At 49.8% G+C, this 22,372-nt stretch carries 18 protein-coding genes; 5 read left to right on the plus strand and 13 right to left on the minus strand.

The window, feature by feature from the left end; translation table 11 throughout:
- Positions 1 to 174 precede the first annotated feature (174 nt).
- The 6 genes from EL111_RS07920 to metZ form a co-directional block, all read right to left on the minus strand.
- A complete protein-coding gene (locus tag EL111_RS07920; protein WP_123794553.1) occupies positions 175 to 1,542 on the minus strand; it encodes a nitrous oxide reductase family maturation protein NosD in 1,368 nt (455 codons plus the stop codon).
- Positions 1,543 to 1,933: 391 nt separating this feature from the next.
- A complete protein-coding gene (gene nosZ, locus EL111_RS07925) occupies positions 1,934 to 3,904 on the minus strand; it encodes a TAT-dependent nitrous-oxide reductase (RefSeq protein ID WP_123794554.1) in 1,971 nt (656 codons plus the stop codon).
- A 125-nt stretch (positions 3,905 to 4,029) separates the two neighbouring features.
- On the minus strand, positions 4,030 to 6,315 hold the full coding sequence (locus tag EL111_RS07930; protein WP_197717787.1) for a NosR/NirI family protein: 2,286 nt from the start codon (positions 6,313 to 6,315) through the stop codon (positions 4,030 to 4,032).
- 611 nt (positions 6,316 to 6,926) lie between these two features.
- Entirely contained in the window at positions 6,927 to 7,766 is an 840-nt protein-coding gene (serB, locus tag EL111_RS07935) for a phosphoserine phosphatase SerB (RefSeq protein ID WP_123794555.1), read from the minus strand.
- A gap of 183 nt (positions 7,767 to 7,949) precedes the next feature.
- Complete coding sequence (locus EL111_RS07940; RefSeq protein WP_123794556.1) at positions 7,950 to 8,156, minus strand: DUF2788 domain-containing protein; 207 nt, start codon at positions 8,154 to 8,156, stop codon at positions 7,950 to 7,952.
- 55 nt (positions 8,157 to 8,211) lie between these two features.
- Complete coding sequence (gene metZ / locus EL111_RS07945) at positions 8,212 to 9,378, minus strand: O-succinylhomoserine sulfhydrylase (RefSeq protein ID WP_123794557.1); 1,167 nt, start codon at positions 9,376 to 9,378, stop codon at positions 8,212 to 8,214.
- Positions 9,379 to 9,660: 282 nt separating this feature from the next.
- Here metZ and EL111_RS10795 point away from each other — a divergent pair, with 282 nt between their 5' ends.
- A complete protein-coding gene (locus EL111_RS10795; RefSeq protein WP_269471071.1) occupies positions 9,661 to 9,783 on the plus strand; it encodes a hypothetical protein in 123 nt (40 codons plus the stop codon).
- On the opposite strand, the gene EL111_RS07950 is transcribed toward EL111_RS10795, so the two are convergent.
- The gene (locus tag EL111_RS07950; protein ID WP_162842946.1) at positions 9,780 to 11,510 is read right to left on the minus strand and encodes a potassium/proton antiporter; all 1,731 of its coding nucleotides are present in this window, start codon (positions 11,508 to 11,510) and stop codon (positions 9,780 to 9,782) included. The genes EL111_RS10795 and EL111_RS07950 overlap by 4 nt on opposite strands.
- A 286-nt stretch (positions 11,511 to 11,796) precedes the next feature.
- Here EL111_RS07950 and EL111_RS07955 point away from each other — a divergent pair, with 286 nt between their 5' ends.
- Positions 11,797 to 12,663 (plus strand): DUF808 domain-containing protein, encoded by an 867-nt coding sequence (locus EL111_RS07955; protein ID WP_123794558.1) that lies wholly within the window; start codon positions 11,797 to 11,799, stop codon positions 12,661 to 12,663.
- An 88-nt stretch (positions 12,664 to 12,751) separates the two neighbouring features.
- Positions 12,752 to 14,299, plus strand: coding sequence for an apolipoprotein N-acyltransferase (gene lnt, locus EL111_RS07960; protein WP_123794559.1), 1,548 nt, complete (start codon positions 12,752 to 12,754; stop codon positions 14,297 to 14,299).
- A 76-nt stretch (positions 14,300 to 14,375) separates the two neighbouring features.
- Here the strand turns inward: lnt and EL111_RS07965 are convergent, their stop codons facing one another.
- From EL111_RS07965 to dndC, 4 genes are read right to left on the minus strand one after another with little or no spacing between them, the layout of a single operon-like run.
- The gene (locus tag EL111_RS07965) at positions 14,376 to 15,944 is read right to left on the minus strand and encodes an FtsK/SpoIIIE domain-containing protein (protein ID WP_123794560.1); all 1,569 of its coding nucleotides are present in this window, start codon (positions 15,942 to 15,944) and stop codon (positions 14,376 to 14,378) included.
- Positions 15,945 to 15,955: 11 nt separating this feature from the next.
- Positions 15,956 to 18,007 (minus strand): DNA sulfur modification protein DndD, encoded by a 2,052-nt coding sequence (dndD, locus tag EL111_RS07970; protein ID WP_123794561.1) that lies wholly within the window; start codon positions 18,005 to 18,007, stop codon positions 15,956 to 15,958.
- Positions 18,008 to 18,012: 5 nt separating this feature from the next.
- Positions 18,013 to 18,231, minus strand: coding sequence for a DNA modification system-associated small protein (locus tag EL111_RS07975; protein WP_123794562.1), 219 nt, complete (start codon positions 18,229 to 18,231; stop codon positions 18,013 to 18,015).
- Positions 18,228 to 19,346: a DNA phosphorothioation system sulfurtransferase DndC gene (dndC, locus tag EL111_RS07980; protein ID WP_123794563.1), complete on the minus strand. Its 1,119-nt coding sequence runs from the start codon at positions 19,344 to 19,346 to the stop codon at positions 18,228 to 18,230. Before dndC ends, EL111_RS07975 begins: the two co-directional genes overlap by 4 nt.
- Before the next feature lie 30 nt (positions 19,347 to 19,376).
- Here dndC and EL111_RS07985 point away from each other — a divergent pair, with 30 nt between their 5' ends.
- Positions 19,377 to 19,715: a helix-turn-helix domain-containing protein gene (locus tag EL111_RS07985; protein WP_415065120.1), complete on the plus strand. Its 339-nt coding sequence runs from the start codon at positions 19,377 to 19,379 to the stop codon at positions 19,713 to 19,715.
- 160 nt (positions 19,716 to 19,875) lie between these two features.
- On the opposite strand, the gene secB is transcribed toward EL111_RS07985, so the two are convergent.
- Together secB and grxC are read right to left on the minus strand one after the other, a co-directional pair.
- A complete protein-coding gene (secB, locus tag EL111_RS07990) occupies positions 19,876 to 20,310 on the minus strand; it encodes a protein-export chaperone SecB (protein WP_123794564.1) in 435 nt (144 codons plus the stop codon).
- A gap of 23 nt (positions 20,311 to 20,333) precedes the next feature.
- On the minus strand, positions 20,334 to 20,591 hold the full coding sequence (gene grxC, locus EL111_RS07995) for a glutaredoxin 3 (RefSeq protein ID WP_123794565.1): 258 nt from the start codon (positions 20,589 to 20,591) through the stop codon (positions 20,334 to 20,336).
- Between the two features lie 227 nt (positions 20,592 to 20,818).
- On the opposite strand from grxC, the gene rng reads away from it, so the two are divergent.
- Complete coding sequence (gene rng, locus EL111_RS08000) at positions 20,819 to 22,312, plus strand: ribonuclease G (RefSeq protein WP_123794566.1); 1,494 nt, start codon at positions 20,819 to 20,821, stop codon at positions 22,310 to 22,312.
- Positions 22,313 to 22,372: the final 60 nt, after the last annotated feature.

Raw genomic sequence — 22,372 nt, forward strand, 5'->3', positions numbered from 1 at the left:
TACCGTGCAGCAGGCTGCACGCTGCGGCTGAAAGGAGTTTGGCGGCATTTATGCTGTGTGCCGCACGCTATGTATTATTTGCAGACGGCATAAATTGGCTGAGGCCGTCTGCAAAATACCCAAACGGATAAAACACTTCTTTCACCCGCGGCGAAAAGGCTGCCTTATGCCCTATTATTGACTTGGGCCGCCCTGCACGGTTGCCTCGCCCGCCCATTGCGATTTTTCTTTTTCCGCAATTTTCTGCAAATCGTCTTTAATCTGCAAATAGCGCGGCATTACGCTGTTTTGGTGGGGTTTCATCAGCGGCTTGCTGTCGGTAACGCCGCCGGGCATGATGGCGGGAAACTGCGCCTGCGCCCATTTAACAATGCTGACGGCGGGGCTGTTCATCAGCAGCCGTGCAACAGGAGCGCGCCAGATGATTTGGTCGATAATGCCGTTGGGACGGTAAGCACTGTCGCCGATGCCGTCGCCGTCCAAGTCAAACGCGCTGTTGTCGCTCCAATAGTTGCCGCGCCCGTCTTCCGCCCAATCAAGAAAGCGGGTGCTGACGTATTTGACTTGGTTTTCGTTTTGGACAAACGAATTTTCACTCAAGTTCGTACCTTCGATGGCGGCGGTAAAATGAATGCCGATGGCGCAGTTTTCAAAATAATTGCCGCTGATGTCGTTGAAATTGGCGTTATACACAAAAACGCATTTGTCGGCACGGTAAATGATGTTGTCGGCAATTTGGGAATGGTTGACGTAATTAAGCATGATGCCTTGGTCGCGGCTGTTGACGGCGATATTGCCGAATACTTTGATGCGGTCCGAAAACATCATGGCATAGCCGATATTGTTGCCGATGGAAATATTGCCGCTCACTTCGCTGTCGTTGGTGTACATATAATGCACGGCAAAGCGCACATCGGTGAAACGGTTGTTTTTATAGGTATTATGGGTACTGGTATTGGAGAAAATCCCGTCGCGCCCTTTGGAAATATCGTTGCCGACCACCTGCGCGCCCGGTGCGTTCCATACGGTTACGCCGTTGCCGCGCTCGTTGGTACGCAATTCGGCATTGCCGACAATTTTGTTTTCGCGCACCATGGCATCTTTGGAGCCGTGCAAATAAACGCCGACCGAGTTATCGAGAATATTGTTGTGCTCCACCAATGCGCGTTCGGCACTTTCTTCGAGATAAATACCGGCATCCATGTCGGGCAGACTCAGCCCGGAGCGGGTTACGGTAAGATTACGGATAACGACATCGGGGGCGTGTACGGCAATCGTCCGGCCTTTGCGGTCGCCTTGGATTTCCGCGCTGCGGTCGGCCGGCCCTTCGAGAACCAGCGGTTTGCCGATATGGATTTTGGTCTGATAAACACCCGGCGCGAATTTGAGCGTATCGCCTGCTTGGGCGCGGGCGATGGTGGCATTGACATCATCTTGCGGAGATACGTTGATAACAGCCGCCGATGCCGTCTGCAAAATAAAGGCGGCAGCCGAAATCAGAACGGCACGCTGCAATGAGTGTATACGGAAAAATGCAGGCATATTCTCTCTCGATGTTTTGACGGCTTGGTGCGAATCGTTTGGCCGCTTGATTGATGGCGACGGCTACCGGCCGCTGAGACACAACCATAGTGCTCACGGCTTATTTGTTTGGTTTTAACCGTCCGTATTTTATAACAAAGCCGTCTGTAATTCTAATTGTTTAGATAAATATAACTATTTAATATACTCTAAACTTTTTCAAACTGCTTTGTTATAGTCATTTAAAATAAGAATGATACAGCGTTGCTTTGCCTTGCCGTACTATGTGTACTGTCCGCGGCTTCGCTGCCTTGTCTCATTCTTATTTTATTCGACTATATAAAGGCCGTCTGAAAATTACTTTTTTCAGACGGCCTGTCCGGTATTAATAAATCAATTAACTGTCAATACCTTATGCTTTAGGTTTAACAATCATCTGACCGGACATTTCCATGTGCAGCGCGTGGCAGAACCATTGGCAGTAGAACCAGTGTACGCCCGGCAGGGTTGCTTTGAAGGTAATGGAAGAAGTTTGTTGCGGGCCGATTTCCATTGCCAAGCCGTAGCCTTCCAAAGTCCAGCCGTGGGTCAGGTCTTCGATGGTCTCAACGTTGGTTACGTATACGGTAACTTCGTCGCCTTCGTTCACTTCAAAGTTCGGTACGCTGAATGACGGCGCAACAGCAGTCATGTACACGCGCACTTTGTTGCCTTCGCGAATCACGTTGGAGGCTTTGGTCAAGTCCACACCGTCTTTTTTCGCTTGCTCTTCCGCATCTTTCCACCACCATGCGTCGCGTTGGCGATCCCATGTTTTGGCAGGGTTCACTTTGGAAGCGGCCACCAGACACATATCGTGCGGTTCGGCAAAAGTCGGATTGTCGTGTACCAGCTTCATTTCGTCGCCGGAAATGTCGATTAATTGGTCGCATTCCGGTTTCAGTGGGCCGGCATTCAAGAAGCGGTCTTTGGAAAACTTGTTCAAAGACACCAGCCATTGACCGTCTGCTTCTTTGGTTTCGCCCATGGTCGAGTGGTTGTGGCCCGGTTGGTAGTTGACATCGAGTTTTTGCAAGATGTATTCCACTTTGGCATCTTTGTTTTGGTAAGCCTCAATCGCTTTTTCGATGTTCCATTTACACATTTGGCTGTCGATAAACAGCGTGGTGTAAGCGTTGCCGCGGCCGTCGAATGCGGTATGCAACGGGCCCAAGCCCAATTCCGGTTCGGCCACGACGACATCGCGCGGTTGGATTTTGTCTGCAAACAAATCGTCCAGCTTGTTCACATCCAATACGGTAACGGTCGGAGACAGTTTGCCGTTGAGCATGATGTATTTGCCGTCCGGAGACGCGTTACAGCCGTGTGGAGAGTTCGGCACAGGGATATAGCGGGTAAACGGAGAATTGGCTTCGGCGCGGCCGTCCACCATTTTCACGCCGTTAACTTCTTTGTATTGGCCGTTTTTAATGGCTTCTTCGATGGCGGCCAGATTGAATACGACACACCAGTCCTGCTCGTTGGCAGATGCGCCTTGTACGGTCAGCGCGCGCTCGGAGTTGTAGCAGGTTGAGAACGAGTATTTGCCTTGGTAGTCGGCATCGCCGTTGTCCAAGTTGCCGTCAACCAATACCTGCCATGCGATTTCCATGGTTTCGCCGTCGATGGCGGTGTAAACGGCGTTCCAAGTTTTTGGGTCGTCCCAAGTACCAAAACCGTCAACCGGAATGATGTGTTCGCCGTTGGCGAAGATGTAGCCGGTTTTCGGATAGCGTTGCGGACGCAGGCCGTGTACACCTGATACGTTTGGCAACTCGACGATTTTGTCGGTTTTCATCACGTTCAAATCGATACGGCAAACGCGGTTGTTCGCTTTATCGTTGGCGTAGGCATAGCGGCCGTCGTAAGTGCCGTCTGTAAACGACAAGTGCGGGTGGTGCAAGTCGCCGTTGGGCAGGCAGCGCAGATTGTTGTCTTTCAGGAATTTGTTGGTGGCAGGCGTATTGTGTTCGTTCAAAATACGCAGGCTCTCGTTGGTACGTCCCCAGCCGGTTGCGCTGTCCATGTTGAACACCGGAATACGCATCAGCTCACGCATGGAAGGCACGCCCACCAAGCGGATTTCGCCTGATTGACCGCCGGACAGGAAGCCGTAGTATTGGTCGAGTTCGCCCGGGCCGATGTGCGAAGTCATCGCACCTGAAGAAGATTCGGCTTTGGCAGCAGGTGCCGCACCGGAAGCAGCGGCTTTATCGCCTTCTGCTTTAGAACAACCTGCCAAGCCCAACAAGCCCGCACCGGCAATGCCCGCGCCTGAAGCAGCGGCAGTACCTAAGAACGAACGGCGGCTCAAACCGGTTTGGTCTAATTTTTCGTCTGACATAACAACTCTCCTTGGTTAAGTTTCGGTATTGCCGTCTGCAAATCGGAGAACCCGCTGCTTACAGATACGGGGGGGTCTGCATTTTGCAGACGGCCTACCGCATGATTAAGGGTTTTACTGCTGATTTATTTTTCCACCGCAATCCGTTTTTCGGAATCCGGCTTTACAAAATGGACAACTTGTTCCTGCTGTGTTTCATGTTCGGCTTTTGCAGCCGCCTGCTTTTGTTTTTTCTTGTTGGTTGCCACTACTTGCGGACAACGCTTGTCGTGATGGTACATCACTTGACAGTGCAGACACTGAATACATTCGTTCGGGTGGATATCGCCTTCGGGTGCAATCGCCTGAACCGGACATTCGTGGGTACAAATCTGACAAGGGTTGCCGCACATTTTGTAACGGCGCAGCCAGTCGAAGATACGGAAGCGTGCCGGAATCGCAATCGCTGCACCGAGCGGACAAAGGTAACGGCAGAAGAAGCGTTCGATAAACAAACCCGCCACCAGCAATGCGACAGCAAACAATACAAACCACCATTCGCGCATAAATTTCAAAATAATGGCTGTTTTAAACGGTTCGATTTCGGCAAAATGCTCCGCCATACCCAAGTCATACAGCGATACTGCCAAGAGACCGAAGAAAATCACATACTTCACGGCACTCAAACGGGTATGCAGCAAATGCGGCACGGTAATCTGTTTCACACCCATTTTTTTGGCAATGCGGTTGGTCAGCTCTTGCAGCGAACCGAACGGACACAGCCAGCCGCAGAACGTACCGCGGTTCCACAGCAGCATGGTTGCCGCTGTAAACAGCCACAAAATGAATACCAGCGGATCCATCAGGAAAAATTCCCAGTGGAAATCGGTCAGAATGGCCGAAAATAAGGTCAGGGTATTCACCACCGACAGCTGCGCCTGCGTGTACCAGCCGATATAAAACAGCGTAAAGGTCAAAAAGCAGATGCGGAAGCGGTCGTACCATTTCTCATAGCGCACAATCCAGTCTTGGAACATAAACACCAGCAGCAAGATAGCCAAGGCGATACCGACAACGATAATCTGCCCTTGTTTCGCCTGCCAAACCTGTTTCCATAATTGGTTGGATTCGCTGTTTTCCGTAGCAGCGTCAACAATACCGGCCGTCTGATTGGCAAGTTTTTTGGTTTCTTCCACCGGCGCGGCGGCAACGGTAACGCTTACCGGCTCGGCATTCGGATCGTCCACATAATAGCCTTGCGGCAGTTCGTAATCCAAATCGGTTGTGACAAATGCTTTTTCATTCACGCCCAAGACGCGCTGAATCATCAGCTGGAGCCGCCACGGTTCGGCAGCGTCAAATTGAATATCTTCAGGAATGGTAAACCACGAAACTTCTTTGAATGCCGGCGCACCTTCAGCTGCCAAAGCCACAACGCGCTCGTGCTGTGCATCGGTGAAACGGAAAGTAGTCTCACCTTGAATCATTTCGATACGGTCGAAAATACCTCCGCGCACATAGCCCGAACCTTTCCAAGAGTAGCGGCCTTCACCCGCCACCAATACTGCCTGCTGGCCGGGTTTCAGACGGCGTTGCAAGTTCTCCCAACCTGCTTCGCCCAACAGACTTTTACCGATGGAAGGTTGGCTGACAACGGTTACATACATATCGACAAAGGTATCGCTGCCCGGCCCTTTTTCCGCATGCTCTGCCGAACCTTCTTTGCCGTTTTGCTCAAACAGTTTGTTTACTTCGTCCACCGTCATGTGCAGTTTGGCAATGGCTTTTTGCTCCAACAGCGCATTCCAAGATTGAATGTCCTGTTTTTCCATGCCGACCGCACGGCGCGGACGAGTCTGCACTTCTACTGCCGCTTCACCGGCAGCACCCGCCTCCGCAACCTGCGCCGTACCCAGTTTGTATTCATGGGCAATGGCTTTGACCGAACGCTGCAAACTGTCGTTAATCACCATCAGCGTAACCGTCGCACCGCTGATAATATCTGCCGGCGCAACGCCGGGCTTGGGCGGATCGGTTAAAAAATTCAAACCGATGTAGTTGTCGATGAATTTATCGACACGCTCTTGTGGAATACCGATTAACACAATCGGCTCATTGTGTGCCACCAGCTTCGCCCCGGCAATCGTGCCGTCGTTTGCCAAAGCCACCATGGTATCAATCGGTTTGCTCGAATAACCGCGCGTACCGACCACATCAGTGGTGATGTACACCAAACCAAGCTGCTCATCGCCTTTATATACGCGCGCAACCATGGGTTTACCCTCCGGCTCGCCGTAGCGGTCGGCAGTCGGGAAAATTTCAGACGGCTGAATTTTGCTCAAGAACTCAGGCAAACGCTCGGCATAAGCCGGTATGCTCGATACCGACAATACCAGCATCATCAAAAATGCCATTACCCAACGCCGCAGCATCAAGCTGCCTGCCTTTATTTGTTCCGAACCATTCATGGCCTACTCCGCCCTATCCATACGCTGATACTCAAAACACCTATATTATATGAATCAACTATGGCTAATAATTTGATATAAATCAAATTTACAAAGTTTAAAAATGACTTCGGCAACCATCTAATACTTTTTAATTAGCTCAAATATTGGCTAATCTTATGGTTTATTTTATGTTGTTTGTATTAGTTTATTAGATATATAAAATATAACAATTAAATAATATAGTCATTTAAAATAAGAATGATACAGCGTTACCAATGTTCTTATGTACCGTATGTACACGGCGAGCATTGTCACCTTGTCTCATTTTTATTTTAATCCACTATATTCATTATAGATAATACTTTTAACCATAGAGATATGAGAAAGGCCGTCTGCAAAATCGCAATTTGCAGACGGCCTTTCTCAAGCTGAAGCCGCTAAAACCATCAAACGGCTACAGCGTTATGAGGCGAACATACGTTTTTATAGTCATTTAAAATAAGAATGATACAGCGTTGCTTTGCCTTGCCGTACTATCTGTACTGCCTGCGGCTTCGCTGCCTTGTCTCATTCTTATTTTATTCGACTATATTTTAAGCAAACCAGCCGCGTATCCGCTCCAATCCGCCAAAGCGGACGCAGGCATCAGCGTGTTGTTGCGCTTTAGGCTTCGCCCGATACGCCACGCCGATTCCCGCTTCCTGCAGCATGGGAATATCATTCGCCCCATCGCCCATCGCCAGCACCTGCTGAGCCTGCAAGCCCAGCGATTCCCGATGTTGCACCAGCAAATCCGCTTTTGCTTTCGCATCGATAATCCGTCCGTTCAAACGGCCGGTTAATTTGCCGCCCTCCGCTTCCAATACATTCGCATACTGGTATTCAAAACCCAACCGCTGCTGCAGGCGTTGGGTAAAGAAAGTGAAACCGCCCGACACCAGCATAAACTTCACGCCGTGTTTGCGGCACTCTTTCAACAAAAACTCCGCGCCCGGCGAGAGTTTCAATACTTCATCATAAACCTGCTGCAAGACCGATTCGTTCAGTCCCGCCAACAATGCGACGCGCTCGCGCAAAGACTGCTCAAAATCCAACTCGCCCCGCATAGACCGCTCGGTAATTTCCGCCACCTGTTCTTTCAAACCGACTCCGGCGGCAATTTCATCTACGCATTCGATGGTAATCAACGTAGAATCCATGTCGCTGACAATCAAACCCAAATCGCCAAACGCCATATCCGGCAATATGGCAAAATCAATTTCCTGATGCAACAAAGCCGCCGCTGCCTGCTCGGGCAACACAAAATCTTCGGCCACCGCAAAACGCAAGCTGCCTCCCTGCCCTGCCGCAGGCGCAGCCAAATCCAAATCCGCCAATGCAGACAAATCGCAGGCATTCAAATCGTGGTGCTGCAAAACCAATACGTTCGACATAATATCCACCGGAAACAAAAGAAAAACAATTATATCGGATATGGTACGAAACTAAGGAATAAAAATACCGTATGCAGCCTTATCCGCCCATTTTGCAACAGAAAAACAAACAATGCCGTCTGCAAAATCCGCCGCAAGCTCCGTGGCAGCAGATTTTACAGACGGCATTCCGTTTCGTTCTGTCTACTTACTTAAAACAAAAAATTCAATCAGCAGGTTTTTGAAAATAAAGCCGAATACGCCGAATCCCAAAACGAAAAACAGCATAATCATGCCAAACCGCCCTGCTTTCGATTCTTTACCCAAATTCCAAACGATGAAACCCAAGAAAATAATCAAAACCGACAGGCAGATTTTCAATGCCCAATCAGCAAATACCGCTTCATCCATATTATCCGTTCCTCCCGCGTGCTACCGAATGTACAACACATATTTACAGACGGCATTATGCCAAAGCCCGTTGCAAATCAGCAATCAAATCATCAGCATATTCCAAACCGACCGACAAACGCACCAAGCCCGGGCGGATATTGGCCGCCAACTTGTCTTCGGGAGACATTCTGCCGTGCGTAGTCGTCCACGGATGGGTAATCGTTGAGCGCACATCGCCCAGATTGGCCGTTCTGGAAAACAGCTCCGCACGATTGATCACCGACCATGCTTTTTCCTGATTTTCCACTTCAAAACCGATAACGATGCCGCCGCCGTTTTGCTGCTTGGCAACCAAATCCGCCTGCGGGTGTTCCGGCAGGCCGGCATAATATACTGCCTTAACCTGAGCATGCGTTTGCAGCCACTGCGCCACCTGCAAAGCATTGGCAAACTGTTTTTCCATGCGGACAGACAGCGTTTCCACACCGCTCAACAAATTCCACGCATTAAACGGCGACATCGCCAAGCCGCAGGAATTGCAATAAACCGCCACCTGACCCATCAACTCTTCCGAGCCGGACAATACGCCGCCCATGACCCTGCCGTGTCCGTCTATCGCCTTGGTTGCCGACTGTACCGAAATATCCGCACCCAAAGCCAACGGCTGCTGGCCAACCGGCGACATCAGGCTGTTGTCCACCACCAGCAATGCGCCCACAGCGTGTGCCATTTCCGACAAAGCGCGCAAATCCGCCACTTCGCCCAAAGGATTGGACGGCGTTTCCAAGAAGAATAATTTGGTGTTTTCCTTAACCGCCGCCTGCCATTCGGACAAATCCGTTTGGGAAACCAAAGTAACCTCGATGCCGAATTTGGTGACCACGCCATTGATAAATCCCGCTGTTGTACCAAACAGATTACGGCTAGACACCACATGATCGCCTGCTTTCAGAAACGTGAAGAATGCCGCCTGAATCGCCGACATACCGGTTGATGTCGCCACCGAACGCTCCGCGCCTTCCAAAGCGGAAATGCGTTCCTCAAAGGCCGCAATGGTCGGATTGGCGGTGCGCGTATAGGTAAAGCCTTTCACTTTTTTGGCAAACAAAGCCTCGGCATGCTCCGCACTTTCCCACATAAAACTGCTGGTCAGAAACAGAGCCTGATTATGTTCGAGGTATTCGGTTTGCGCTTTGCCCCCGCGAATGGCAAGCGTTTGAGGGTGGCGTTTTTGGGTCATATTCATTGCTCCGTTTGGGCAAATGCCGTCCGCAAATCGTGATGTTCCGCAAGATACGGCACAACAAATCAAAACCGGAAAAGCAATCATCTGCCACCTGCCGCTTTTCATCTCGAATGGACGATACCGCCATGATGGTACGGGCAATGTATCCGGTACGATAATTGTTGCTTCAATTTGCAGACGGCCTTTGCCGTCTCATCGATTAAATTGTTAACATTTTGCGCCTATTTTGGCTGTCTTTCAAGGGACAAACAGAAACGGCACGCGGAAAATACCGATATGAAAACCGGCATTCTGCAAAATTCAGGTTTTTCAGCAATCAAAAACCGCCTGAAAAAAGCAGTAACAGACATACTTTTTCCAGACGGCTTCAAACGGCATGATGAACGGCTTATTGTTTAATGCGGCACTTTCAGCCCCAGCCATTTGACCGAACCGTTGCCGTCCAATTCTTTAACCACCAAGCCGAAATCGCCGATTTCAATACGGTCGCCTTCAACAGGGTGCTTGCTTTCCGCCCGCTGCTCAAACAATTCCAACAAGCTCAAGCTCTCTTCGCCTGCTTCCAGCTTCAAGCCGTAAGCCTGCGCCAAATCTCCGGCGCGACTGCCGGGATCGACAACAAACTCGCCGAAGAAATCGAAATTCATGCGAACCGTGCTGCCGGTTTCAGTGAAATATTGCGCCATTTTGTCCACTTGATCGGGCGGCAGGATATACCAAGCGGTATCGTTTTCACGCAATACCGTGTCGCTGTGCAGCTCGACCTTTCTGCCTTCCCGAATCAGTGTGAAGCAGCGCCATTCGTAAGACGAAGAAATCGGCGCGACTTTATCGGGGTGCACACCCTCCGCTTCCGATTCTGCCACCACGCGATACGCCGTCAACTGCACGCTTTCGGTTTCCGACAGCCAAATATCCTGAACATCTACCGGCTCTGGCTTGGGCGGCATGGCCACTTTCAAACGGTGTGCCATCACCGGAATGGTTGTTCCCTGAATCAACAGCGAGAGCACGACCACGGCAAAAGCCACATTAAACAGCAAATTGGAATTTGGTACGCCCATTACCAAAGGCATCATCGCCAGCGTAATCGGCACCGCGCCGCGCAAACCCAGCCAACTGATGTAAATCTTCTCGCGACGGCTGTAATCGCCTTTCCACAAACCGGTAAACACGGCAATCGGACGGGCCACCAGCATCAGAAAGGCGGCAATCACCACAGCATCTGCTCCGTTTGCCAACACATCCGACGGCGTAACCAACAGGCCGAGCACCACAAACAATGTTGCCTGCGCCAACCAAGCCAAGCCGTCCATTACCCGCAAAACGTGTTCCGTTGCCAAGCTGTGCTTGTTGCCGACAATCACACCGGCCAAATACACGGCCAAAAAGCCGCTGCCGCCCAGCATATTGGTGGACGCAAACACAATCAGGCCGCCGGAAACAATCATCAGCGCATACAGGCCGTCTGCAAGATTCAAACGGCGCACCAGTTTCGCCAGAATCCGCCCGCCCAGCCAGCCGATCAGCAAACCGAAGAAAATCTGCAAGATCAGCATCCACAAAAATGCAAACACGCCCGACTGTTCAGGCTGCATAATCATGGTAATCAGCGCGGTCACCAAAAAAATCGCCATCGGGTCATTCGCGCCCGATTCGATTTCCAGCGTTGCCTGCACACGCTCGTTCAAACGTACGCCGCTGTTACGCAGGAGACTGAACACCGCCCCCGCATCGGTCGAACCGACAATCGCCGCCATCAATACGCCGAACTTCCAATCCAAGCCCAGATAAAACGTGGTAAAAATCCCCAGCAGCACAACCGTTGCGAACACCCCCCATGTCGCCATCACCGCCGCCGGTTTCAAGACCAGACGTATGCTGCTCATACTGGTACGCAAGCCGCCGTCCAACAAGATAACCGCCAATGCCAACTGACCGATGACATTCGCCAGCGGAAAGCTGTCGAAACGGATGTGACCGATACCCTGCTCTCCCGCCAGTATGCCGACCGCCAAAAAACCCAGCAGCAAAGGCATACCGAAGCGTGCCGACAAAGTTGTCGCCACCACGCTGACAAACAGCAGCACCCCGCCCAATAAAAACAGGCTGTTCATCCAATCCACGTTTTATTTTCCCCTTGTAAAGCATTTACTCAAAATAAACGACTGTATTTTAACACAGGAAATGCCGTTTATTTCCTGATATTTCCCATCTTTTCAATATTTAAACCCCTTATCGAGCATGATATGGTTTTTGCAGACGGCCTGTCCGCACCAAGCCGTCTGCAAAAGCCGTCTGCAAAACTTTCCGAAACACCCGCCGCGCCGCAGCCCTGCAAGAAAGCCGTTTTTTGGTTATAATAATGGGTTTTAACGCATAATCTGCAACACATTACCCCTAGGAAACATCATGGCGTTTGCCTCGCTCTTTACCCTGCTCGACGATATTACTACCGTTTTAGACGACGTTGCCCTCATGACCAAAATGGCGGCAAAGAAAACCGCCGGAGTGGTCGGCGACGACTTGGCGCTGAATGCCAACCAAGTTACCGGCGTTTCCGCCGAACGGGAACTGCCGATTATCTGGGCAGTTGCCAAAGGTTCGTTTATCAATAAAGTCATTCTCGTTCCGGCCGCGCTGCTGCTTTCCGTTTTCCTGCCTGCTGCCATTACACCGCTGTTGATGATAGGCGGCGCGTATTTATGTTTCGAAGGCGTGGAAAAACTGCTGCACAAGCTGCTGCACCGCCGCGAAACAACGGCAAACGGCCACGCAACCGATGAAATCGTCGATGAAAAAGCCAAAATTACCGGCGCAATCCGTACAGACTTTATCCTGTCTGCCGAAATCATCATTATCGCCCTCGGCGTTGTCGGCACATCATACGGACTATTGACCCAATCCCTCGTATTGGCCACCATCGGTATCGGCATGACAGTATTGGTATACGGCTTGGTTGCCGTGATCGTCAAACTCGATGACTTCGGCATTTACCTGATTAACCGCGGGCGCGGTGCTGTGTTCGGCCGCGGCATCATTGCCTTTATGCCGTGGTTTATGCGCGCATTGAGCATCATCGGCACACTTGCCATGTTTTTGGTCGGCGGCGGCCTGATTGCCCACAATTTCGCTCCCCTCCACCACTTCTTAGAAGCCAAGCAATGGCTGGACGGCGCAACAGGCAACCTTGCCAACCTCATTGTCGGCATTATTACCGGTGCGGCAGTTTGCGCCGTCGTACTGCCACTCATAAAAATATTCGGTAAAAAACACTAAACCGCCAAGCCGCCAAACCTTAACCCTTTTCGATGAACCATATGCCGTCTGCATTTTTATCTTTTACAGACGACCTTTTCCAAAGCGTATGAAACTCACCCGCAAGCTCGAACATTATCTGCAAATGCCGCTGCTGCACTGGCCGCTGATTGTCCTGATTGCCGCAGCCACGCCGCTGACTTTTGCCCCCTATTACCACTTCTGGCTGATGCCGCTGCTGTTTGCTGCACTTATCCGCCTGATTGAGCTGCGCCCCCAACGTGCCGTACCAACCGCCTACCTGTTCGGGCTGGTTGCCTACACCTGCCAATTTTACTGGGTACATACCGCCCTGCACGAGGTTTCCGGCCTGCCCAACCTTTACGCCCTGCCCATGACCCTGCTGCTGCCGGCGTTTCTCGCACTCTATCCCGCACTCTGCTTCTGGTTGTGGAAAAAATTCCATCACGCCCGCTGGCTAAAAACCGGCCTTATCCTGCCGATACTCTGGACGCTCACCGAATACCTGCGCGAAACCCTGTTTACCGGATTCGGCTGGGGCGCGCTCGGCTACTCCCAAATTACCAAATCCAGCCCGCTCTCCGGCTTTGCGCCTGTCGGCGGCATCCATCTCGTTACCCTTGCCACAGCCTTTATCGGCGCATGGCTTGCCTTGCTGATCAACAACCCCGGCCGTCTGAAAAACCGCGTAATGCCCTTGTGTTTCAGCTTGGCCGTCGTTACCGCCGGCTACATTTTCCAAGAAACCGATTTTACCCGCGAAGACGGCACAACCAGCACCGTTGCCCTCGTTCAGGGCAATATCGCCCAAACCCTCAAATGGGAAGAAGAGCAAGTCATTCCCACCATACAAAAATACTACGAACACGTCAGCAAAACCCGAGCAGACATCGTGATTCTGCCCGAAACCGCCCTGCCCGTCATGCGCCAAAACCTGCCCAACGGCATACTCTCCCAATTTGCCGAACAAGCCCAAAGCAACGGCAGCGCACTCGCACTCGGCATCAGCCAGTACACCGAAGACGGCAACGGCTACGAAAACGCCGTCGTCAACCTTTACCGTTACCACGGCGAAGCCACCCCGCCCTACTACGCCAAAAACCACCTCGTCCCATTTGGCGAATACAAACCCCTGAGCGCTGTTACCGCCCCGCTTTACAAACTGATGAATATGCCCCTGTCCGATTTCAAAAGCGGCGGGAAAAACCAAACCCCCTTACACATGAAAGGCCAAAAAGTCGCCTTCAATATCTGCTATGAAGACGGCTTCGGCGACGAACTCATCGCCACCGCCCGCCAATCCACCCTGCTTGCCAACGTCAGCAACATGGCTTGGTACGGCGATTCCAACGCCATGTTCCAGCAGCTCCAGCAATCCCAAGCACGCGCCATGGAACTCGGCCGCTACATGGTACGCGCCACCAATACCGGTGCCACCGCCATCATTTCACCCAAAGGCAACATCATCGCCGCAGCCGAACCCAATACCGAAACCGTATTGGAAGGCCATATTAAAGGTTACACCGGCGAAACCCCCTACATGAAAATGGGTGGCTCAAACTGGCTGGCCGGCAGCTTGGCCGTACTGGCGGTATTGCTGTTTGTGTGCCGCAGACGTATACATGAAGCAGATTAAGCAGCTTGCTATAAAAAGGCCGTCTGAAGTTGGTTACTGAACGTAATCCAATTTCAGACGGCCTAGTCACAACTGATTAAATATCAAACCCGTGCATAAAATAAGGCGACCCGTTATTCCACTTGACCAAATGGTCACCTTTACCGAGTAATTTCTCTGCCCCTGTTTCGTCCAGAATGATTTTAGATTCAGTAGATTTTTGCACACTCAGGGCAATTCGAACCGGCAGATTGCTGCGCAGCGTTCCGTCTAAAGTCTGCGCATCCGGACGTTGCGTTGCCAAAATCAAATGAATACCGGAAGCACGAGCTTTTTCCGCCAACATCATCAACTGTTTTTCGATACCGTTGTGCTGCTTTTTCAAATTGGCCAACTCGTCTACCACAATAACACGGTAGCGCGGGCGAACGGATAACGGCAACTGGCTGATTTTTTGTGCGCCATACTGTTTCATCAGCGAATAGCGCTGCTCGGATTCATTCACCGAATCAACCAAAAATTGATACATCTCATCATAATCATCTAAAATCCGCTCTTCCCATAAATCTTCTTCTTTTTCAAAGACCAGATAATCCACCTTTTTCGGATCAAGAATGGCAACATCCAATTTATCCTGACCTTTGCACAAATCAAACAAACTGCGCAGCATGGTACGCAAAAATACGGATTTGCCCGAGCCGGTCGTTCCGCCCACCAACAAATGCGGAGCAGCGGCCAAATCTTCAAAATGCGCTTTACCGTATTCATCTATGCCCACACATACCGGCAAAATATAATCTTGGTCGTATCCCTCCAGCGCTTCGGCAAATTTGGTCGCACCGAGCTTGTGCCACTGCTTTTCAGGACGCAACAATTTGACATCATATGCATGACTTTCATTGTTATAACACGGTACGATATGCAGCGCATTTTCTTTAATCCCAAGCTCAGAACACAAACCCTGATGATATTTTTCCAAATCGGCATATTTGCTCAACCGCAGACGGTAAATATCATAACGCGCTCCGGCGTGGCTGAAATTCAACTCTCTCACAGGAATACCCAAGCGTTGGAACGCACCGCGCAAATACTGTTCCCGGTTTTCAGACAGCACCTCGCTATCCGTATCGGCAAGGCCGTCTGTAAAATGGGCTTTCCCGGCATTTTTAACGGCCAACTCAGTCAATTCATTCAAAAACGCCTGCCGCGCCTCCAAATCAGAATCGGGCTTGAAGCGTTTGCATCCCTCCCAGAAACTATCCAATTCGACCGCACCCGTATGCCAAAGCGTTTGAATCAATGTATATAAATCATCTTTGGTGACAGCTTTATCGGGATTTAAGCGGAACAAAGTTTCACTCAGCAAAGCCAGCCACAGTCGTGAGTAATCCTGAAAACAGGTTTGGAAAGAGGGTATCTCTATCCCACCCTTTCCTGTCGGCGCAGGAATCAAACGGTGTGACGATTCAGTAAAGCCCTTAGCAAAACAATAACCGATACACAGCATCGCCCAATCGAAATTATTATCCAATGGCGGCAACGCTCCCGAATCCATCAATTTTTCACGAATATCTTTCGCTTCCTTACTGGAAATAATCCGCTTCTCACCCATCAGCGTATGGAAATAATCAGTATCCCAGCCGTTTATATTGTCCACTTGGTACATTCTTTTCCCCTTTATTCAAAATACACATCGGCAACGACACGCGAGCGCGCCCCCGCACTGTCTAAAGATTCCGCCTCCACGAGATAAGTACGGCTGACATGAGGTTCTAAACGTCGGCACACTTCCGGTGTAATTTCCGTATCCTGAGACAATAAAATTACCTGCTGATCCAAATTACACCAGTGCCTGAACAAACCTTCCCGATGTCCTTCATCCAAACGTGCCAGAGGGGTATCGATGATAAACGGCGCATGATAACGGGTTACTTCCGCCAGAGCCGATACCAGCGACATAATTAAAATCTGCATTTGCCCTGCTGACAAATCTACACGTGACTCATAGCCGTCTCGACCAAAGATACCCATACGCCCATCGCTTTCCACACGGATTCTGTCGATACGCTCGTCATGCGCAATGGCACGATTGATACGCGTTGCCGCTTCACCAACTTCTTTAACTTTCCTTTTCAGCAGTTCCTCAGTCAAACGGATAATCACCTTATCCACTTCACCCGCTCTGCGTGATTTAAGCAGGCGCGGATTACTGTCGCTGATTTTATCCTGTAAATCCCCGACCTCTTTCTGAAAGCGTTGGTAGTCTTTCTTTTGGCGGATAACATTACTGTTCAGATAGCCTACCTGCTCTTTAAATTTTTCCGTCTCTTCATTGGTTTTTTTCAACTGTTCAACCAATTCGTCTTTATTGGTTCCTCTCAGTAATTCGATTTCTGCCAAAATCTTTTTGCGCTCCTCCTCCCGTTTTTCATTTTCAGCCAAAAATGTACCGATCTGCTCTTGCGGCATTCCCCGTAACCGGCTGATTTCGTTTTGAATCTCAGCATGAGCATTAACCGATAGATAATTGTGTTCAATCTTATCGGCACATTCGGACGGCAGAGGATAAAATAAATCCTCCCAGCAGTCTTTGACCGCCTCTTTCATCAAAGGCTGGCTCAAAATCATATTGGCCATTGCCCCCAACGCCTGATTGACTTTATCGCTGGAAACAAACGCATTCCAAAAATCATCTACTTTTTCAGCAATTTGGTTTTTGCCTGCTTCATGATTCAGGCGGTTTTTCTCTTTTTGCAACTGCTGCTGCAATACTTTCAAATTTTCCCTAGGTAAAAATGCCAACGGCATAGCCTTAATCGCAGCCTTAACCTTTTCCTCGAATTCGGCCATTTCTTTTTCCAGCCGTTCACGTTGACGCAGTAAATCTTCAGAAGTACGGATATCGCTGCCGCCACCCAACTGCTGCATCAGTTGTTCGCGCTTAGCTGCCGCCTGCTGCCATTTTTTATCTGCTTCAGCAAACTCTTCCTGCGTCACTTGCAAAACCGCTTCTGCCGATTGCAGGTTGGTTTCCGCCTTACGCAAATCATCCTGCATTTTTGCGGTTGCCCCTTCGGAAATACATTTACTGCGGTAATCTTTCAGACTGACCCGCAGTTTTTCCAATAATGTTACACCCAACAAACCTTTCAGCGCGGTATTCAACCATAAACCGGTGCCGCTCTGCTGCGCCGTTTGAACGATTTTCTCGCCGTCAAAAAAGAAAAACGGCGCATAATCAAACGGCAGAGCAAATGCGTTGATGTATTTGTCAAGATCTTTTTCATCAATCAGATTATAGACGCCGTTTTTCATGATTTCAGCGGTTACACTGCTGCCGTACTCACCCGAGAATACATTGCGGTCGCTTCCAAAATGCCACTTTCTCCGGATACGCAAGCCGTGTTGGGCTTCACGGTAATTCTGGCGGATTTCGATTTCCAAACTCATGGTGTACTGGCCGTATTTGGTTTCGGCTTCGTGATACAGGGCAGATTTAAGAAATTCGGGATAACTGCTTTTCTGCGTATTCAAACCCGCACGCTGCAAGTGGCTGATAGCATCTTTGCCGTACAGGCACAAATAAACCGCTTCTAAAAGCGTGGTTTTGCCATGGCCGTTTTGTGCACCGATTAACACGATATTTTTACCATCTTCAGGCGTGGGAAAACTGAATGCAGCATTATCGTAAGATTTGAAGTTGCGTAATTTGATTGAATGAATCCACATATTTCTTATTTCCAGTATTTTGAATTACCAAAAACATCATCAAACATATCCGTCATCCCGCGACGGCGTATTTTCTCCTGCTGCTCCCGTTCCCATGCTACCAACTCTGCGATGGCATCTACTGCTACCCCATGCTCAAGCGCAATCTCTTCCATCAGCTTTTTAGCCTCCGGCTCACTCCACAGCAGCAAATCGCCGACTTGTTCCTGTATTTCCGTATTCATGCATTTTTCCTTGTGTAAGTCTGGATAAGGTCTTGCGCCCAAATCTGTTTGATAAGTTCGATTTCTTCCTGAGTGATTAACTCGTTGCCGTAGGCCGTCTGCACATCCAGCAACCGCTGTAAAATCATCTGTCGTGCTTCCACAGTAAACGGGCCGGGAATATGCTTGCCCTGCTTGATGGTTACCGTACCGTTTCGCCGTTCCACCTGCCGGTATTCCGGCAGATTCCGAATTTCCACCAACCAATCACGAAATTCAATCAAAGGCTGATATTCTGTTTTTCCCACATCAACAAAACCCTGCAAACTCTTATCTTTATTGACCACCGTACAAGTCCAGCAACCAAATCTGCTGGAATTGGTGCCGCAACCGGGTGCTTCGTCTTGAGACAACACAATCGGACACTCTCCGCCCGCCGCTTCGCGGTACAACTTAATCAGGCTGTCGTGCGTACCTCCCCAAGGCGGATTGTGCGAAGCGAGAAACTCCCATACGTCATCGGTACTCAAATCGACAATCGGCCGGTACACAAAGGCATTTGCCAAGCTGCTGTGCGGAGTCAGATTGGAGTTTTCAATATTTTGATGGCTCTCAATACTGGCTTTTCGGGTAGCCGATTCATCCTTACGCACGCCCAAAATAATGATGGCAGCACCGCTTTCACTCACTTTGTTTTTGATAAAACCACTGGTCGGTTCGATTTTCAAACGGTCGGTACACCAGCGCATACTTCGGTTGGGTGAGGGATAACCTTTGCCAATCAATAACGTCCAAAAAGTTTCGCTTAATTTGGGCGTAGTCACTTCACCATTAACGGGCAACTTATAAATTTCAGCGGCACGCAGGATTTTTTCCAATGTGCCGCGCATATGCTGCACCACCAGCGGACTTTCTACCAAAGTATCGTTTGAAACAAAATGAACTTGGCGGCGGCGTAACGATGGAGGAAGTTCCAACAAGGCTTCAAAAACAAGATGGGCAACCAGTGTGCTGTCTTTACCGCCGGAGAATGTAACTATCCATGGATAAGTTTGGACATCACTTAAATATTCTTCAATAATTGATTGGCGGATTAAAGAGAGCGGTGTCTCCTGATGTATTGGTATGATATTCATATATGATATTTTATATTATTTGCACCTAAAATGGGAGCAAATAGCATTGTACCTAAAATTGGTGCAATGAGGAATATGCGCTTATCAGTACACTCTGTCGAACTGACTTACCTACGGCATTTATTTACCCAGCGTCGCTTGGAATTAGGCTTATCCCAACGCGCGTTGGCAGACCGTTTAGGGGTGGTTTATTCGTTTATTGGAAAAGTTGAAACAGGAGACCGCCGTTTGGATATTTTTGAATTTGTACAATACTGTACGGGTTTGGAATGGAATGCTTTGGAAGTTTTACAAGATCTGATGTCGGTATGCGAGCAGCAAAATAATCATTTTCTTTTAACCGCATTGCCCACATCACAATTAAAATGATAAAGATAGACATTAAAAAATAACTCAAAATAATATTGACTGCCAAATGCTCCAACCACCCTCCCCCCTTTTGCACCATTATCATGAATTGAAAATAAAAAGGCCGTCTGCAAAATTTTGCAGACGGCCTTTTTGCTTCAAAATGCAACGGTTACGCAAGTTATGCGTTACCTTCTTGCTGCTGTTGGTACAACGCTTCAAAGTTGATGGGGGCAAGCAATACCGGCGGGAAACCGGCGCGGGTAACGGTACTGGAGATGGCTTCGCGCGCATAGGGGAACAAAATGTTCGGGCAGGCTACGCCAAGCAGCAGTTGGGCATCTTCTTCGGGAATGTTCTCCAAACGGAAAATACCGCTTTGGGTTACTTCGTTTAAGAACATGGTGCGTTCGCTGTTCAACTTGGCCGTTACCGTGATGGTTACGTCCACGCTGTAAATGCCGTCTTCCAGCTTGGCATTGGTGGTCGATACGCGCATATCAACTTCAGGCTCGCCGTTTTCCAAGAAAATCTGCGGCGCATGCGGTACTTCCAAAGACAAATCTTTAACGTACAGTCGCTCGATACTGAATACGGGTTGCAGTTCTTCTGACATTTTATTTCCTATCATTCAAAGAGTTATGATTCAAGTAATTCTACCAGCTCACCTTTTTGCTGTAAGGCGTATAAATCGGTAAAGCCGCCGACGTGTGTATCACCGATAAAAATCTGGGGAATACTGCGCTGGCCGGAAAGTTGCTGCATCTCGGCAAAATCAGCAGGGTTTTGATCGACGCGGATTTCTTTAATTTCGGTTACGCCTGCCGCGGCAAGCAGCTTTTTCGCCATCAGGCAATAAGGGCAGAACGCACCGGTATACATGGTTACGGGTTGCATAATATGTCTTTCGCTGATTGTCCTGATACTATATGGGCTGACGGCATTTTTTACAAGAGTATGCCGTCTGAAATTTTTGCAGACGGCCTTTCCCTGCAATGGAAAAACACAATATTTTGCAGTATCATATCGGCTTTGGTCAGGGTAAGACAGCAAAACTGCTTTTGCCATCTGTTTTCGCTTGAGAACCGATTGCAAAAGTTTTTTTATATTGATTGGAACCGATTATGTTAGCCGGAATCCCGATTCCCAAAGACACCATACGTCCGCCGGAAACCGTACTCGTCAACATTACCCCTCAGGAAACGCGCGTAGCGGTATTGGAAGAAAACAATATCTGCGAGCTGCATATCGAGCGCAACAGCGAACACAGCTTGGTCGGCAACATCTATTTGGGCGTGGTGCGGCGCGTATTGCCCGGTATGCAGAGCGCATTTATCGACATCGGTTTGGAACGTGCCGCTTTCCTGCACATTGTTGATGTTTTGGAACAACGCCGCAATCCCGATGAAACGCAGCGCATCGAGCATATGCTGTTTGAAGGGCAAACCATTCTGGTTCAGGTTATCAAAGACCCTATCAATACAAAAGGCGCAAGGCTTTCCACTCAAATTTCGCTGGCGGGACGCTTTCTCGTCCACCTGCCGCAAGACGAACACATCGGTATTTCCCAACGCATCGAAGACGAAACCGAACGCCAAAACCTACGCGACCGCCTGCTCAACCTGCTGCCCGAAGAAGCGGGACACGGCTACATTATCCGAACCAATGCCGAAAACGCCAGCGACGAACAGCTTCAAGCAGACATCAGCTACCTCACCAAAGTTTGGGAAAATATCCAACTCCAATCCAAAACCCAACCGCCCGAAACCCTGCTCTATCAGGATTTGCCGCTGGCCTTACGCGTCTTGCGCGATATGTTCAGCATCGACACACAGAAAATTCTCGTCGATTCCACCGAAAACTGCCGCAGAATGCTGTCGTTTGCCGAACAATACGTACAAGGCGCAGTCGATAAAATCGAGCTGTTCAAAGGCGACCGCCCACTGTTTGAAACCCACAACGTCGAACAAGAAATCAGCCGCGCTCTGCAACCGCGCGTCAACCTGAACTTCGGCAGCTATCTCATCATCGAATCCACCGAAGCGATGACCACCATCGATGTCAACACCGGCGGCTTTGTCGGCGCGCGCAATTTCGATGAGACCATCTTCCGCACCAATCTCGAAGCCTGCCACATCATCGCCCGCGAGCTACGGCTACGCAATCTCGGCGGCATCATCATCATCGACTTTATCGACATGGCACAGGATTCACACCGCGAAGCCGTCTTGCAAGAGCTTGCCAAAGCCCTGAGTTTCGACCGCACCCGCGTTACCCTCAACGGCTTTACCAGCTTGGGACTGGTCGAGCTTACCCGCAAACGCTCGCGTGAAAACCTCAACCAAATCCTATGCGAACCATGCCCCTCCTGCCAAGGGCGCGGCCGCCTGAAAACACCGCAAACCATCTGCTACGAAATCCAACGGGAAATCGTCCGCGAAGCCCGCCGCTATGATGCCAAAGAGTTTCGCATTCTCGCCGCACCCAACGTCATCGACCTCTTTTTAGACGAAGAATCCCAGTCGCTTGCCATGCTGATTGCCTTCATCGGCAAACCGATTTCATTGGCAGTAGAAACCGCCTACACGCAAGAGCAATACGACATCGTGTTAATTTAAACTTGGCATCATGACATTATTGAAATAAGGCCGTCTGCAAAACCGCATTTTGCAGACGGC

The sequence above is a fragment of the Neisseria animalis genome (assembly GCF_900636515.1).
Taxonomy (GTDB): domain Bacteria; phylum Pseudomonadota; class Gammaproteobacteria; order Burkholderiales; family Neisseriaceae; genus Neisseria; species Neisseria animalis.

Excerpts from the sequence above, each read along its gene's own strand:
- rng (WP_123794566.1), top strand. The coding sequence starts at position 20,819 with ATGTTAGCCGGAATCCCGATTCCCAAAGACACCATACGTCCGCCGGAA.
- serB (WP_123794555.1), bottom strand. The coding sequence starts at position 7,766 with ATGTCGAACGTATTGGTTTTGCAGCACCACGATTTGAATGCCTGCGAT.
- metZ (WP_123794557.1), bottom strand. The coding sequence starts at position 9,378 with ATGACCCAAAAACGCCACCCTCAAACGCTTGCCATTCGCGGGGGCAAA.
- dndC (WP_123794563.1), bottom strand. The coding sequence starts at position 19,346 with ATGAATATCATACCAATACATCAGGAGACACCGCTCTCTTTAATCCGC.
- lnt (WP_123794559.1), top strand. The coding sequence starts at position 12,752 with ATGAAACTCACCCGCAAGCTCGAACATTATCTGCAAATGCCGCTGCTG.
- EL111_RS07940 (WP_123794556.1), bottom strand. The coding sequence starts at position 8,156 with ATGGATGAAGCGGTATTTGCTGATTGGGCATTGAAAATCTGCCTGTCG.
- EL111_RS07965 (WP_123794560.1), bottom strand. The coding sequence starts at position 15,944 with ATGTACCAAGTGGACAATATAAACGGCTGGGATACTGATTATTTCCAT.
- EL111_RS07920 (WP_123794553.1), bottom strand. The coding sequence starts at position 1,542 with ATGCCTGCATTTTTCCGTATACACTCATTGCAGCGTGCCGTTCTGATT.
- dndD (WP_123794561.1), bottom strand. The coding sequence starts at position 18,007 with ATGTGGATTCATTCAATCAAATTACGCAACTTCAAATCTTACGATAAT.
- grxC (WP_123794565.1), bottom strand. The coding sequence starts at position 20,591 with ATGCAACCCGTAACCATGTATACCGGTGCGTTCTGCCCTTATTGCCTG.
- EL111_RS07955 (WP_123794558.1), top strand. The coding sequence starts at position 11,797 with ATGGCGTTTGCCTCGCTCTTTACCCTGCTCGACGATATTACTACCGTT.
- EL111_RS10795 (WP_269471071.1), top strand. The coding sequence starts at position 9,661 with ATGAAAACCGGCATTCTGCAAAATTCAGGTTTTTCAGCAATCAAAAAC.
- secB (WP_123794564.1), bottom strand. The coding sequence starts at position 20,310 with ATGTCAGAAGAACTGCAACCCGTATTCAGTATCGAGCGACTGTACGTT.
- EL111_RS07985 (WP_415065120.1), top strand. The coding sequence starts at position 19,377 with ATGGGAGCAAATAGCATTGTACCTAAAATTGGTGCAATGAGGAATATG.
- EL111_RS07930 (WP_197717787.1), bottom strand. The coding sequence starts at position 6,315 with ATGCTGCGGCGTTGGGTAATGGCATTTTTGATGATGCTGGTATTGTCG.
- EL111_RS07975 (WP_123794562.1), bottom strand. The coding sequence starts at position 18,231 with ATGAATACGGAAATACAGGAACAAGTCGGCGATTTGCTGCTGTGGAGT.
- nosZ (WP_123794554.1), bottom strand. The coding sequence starts at position 3,904 with ATGTCAGACGAAAAATTAGACCAAACCGGTTTGAGCCGCCGTTCGTTC.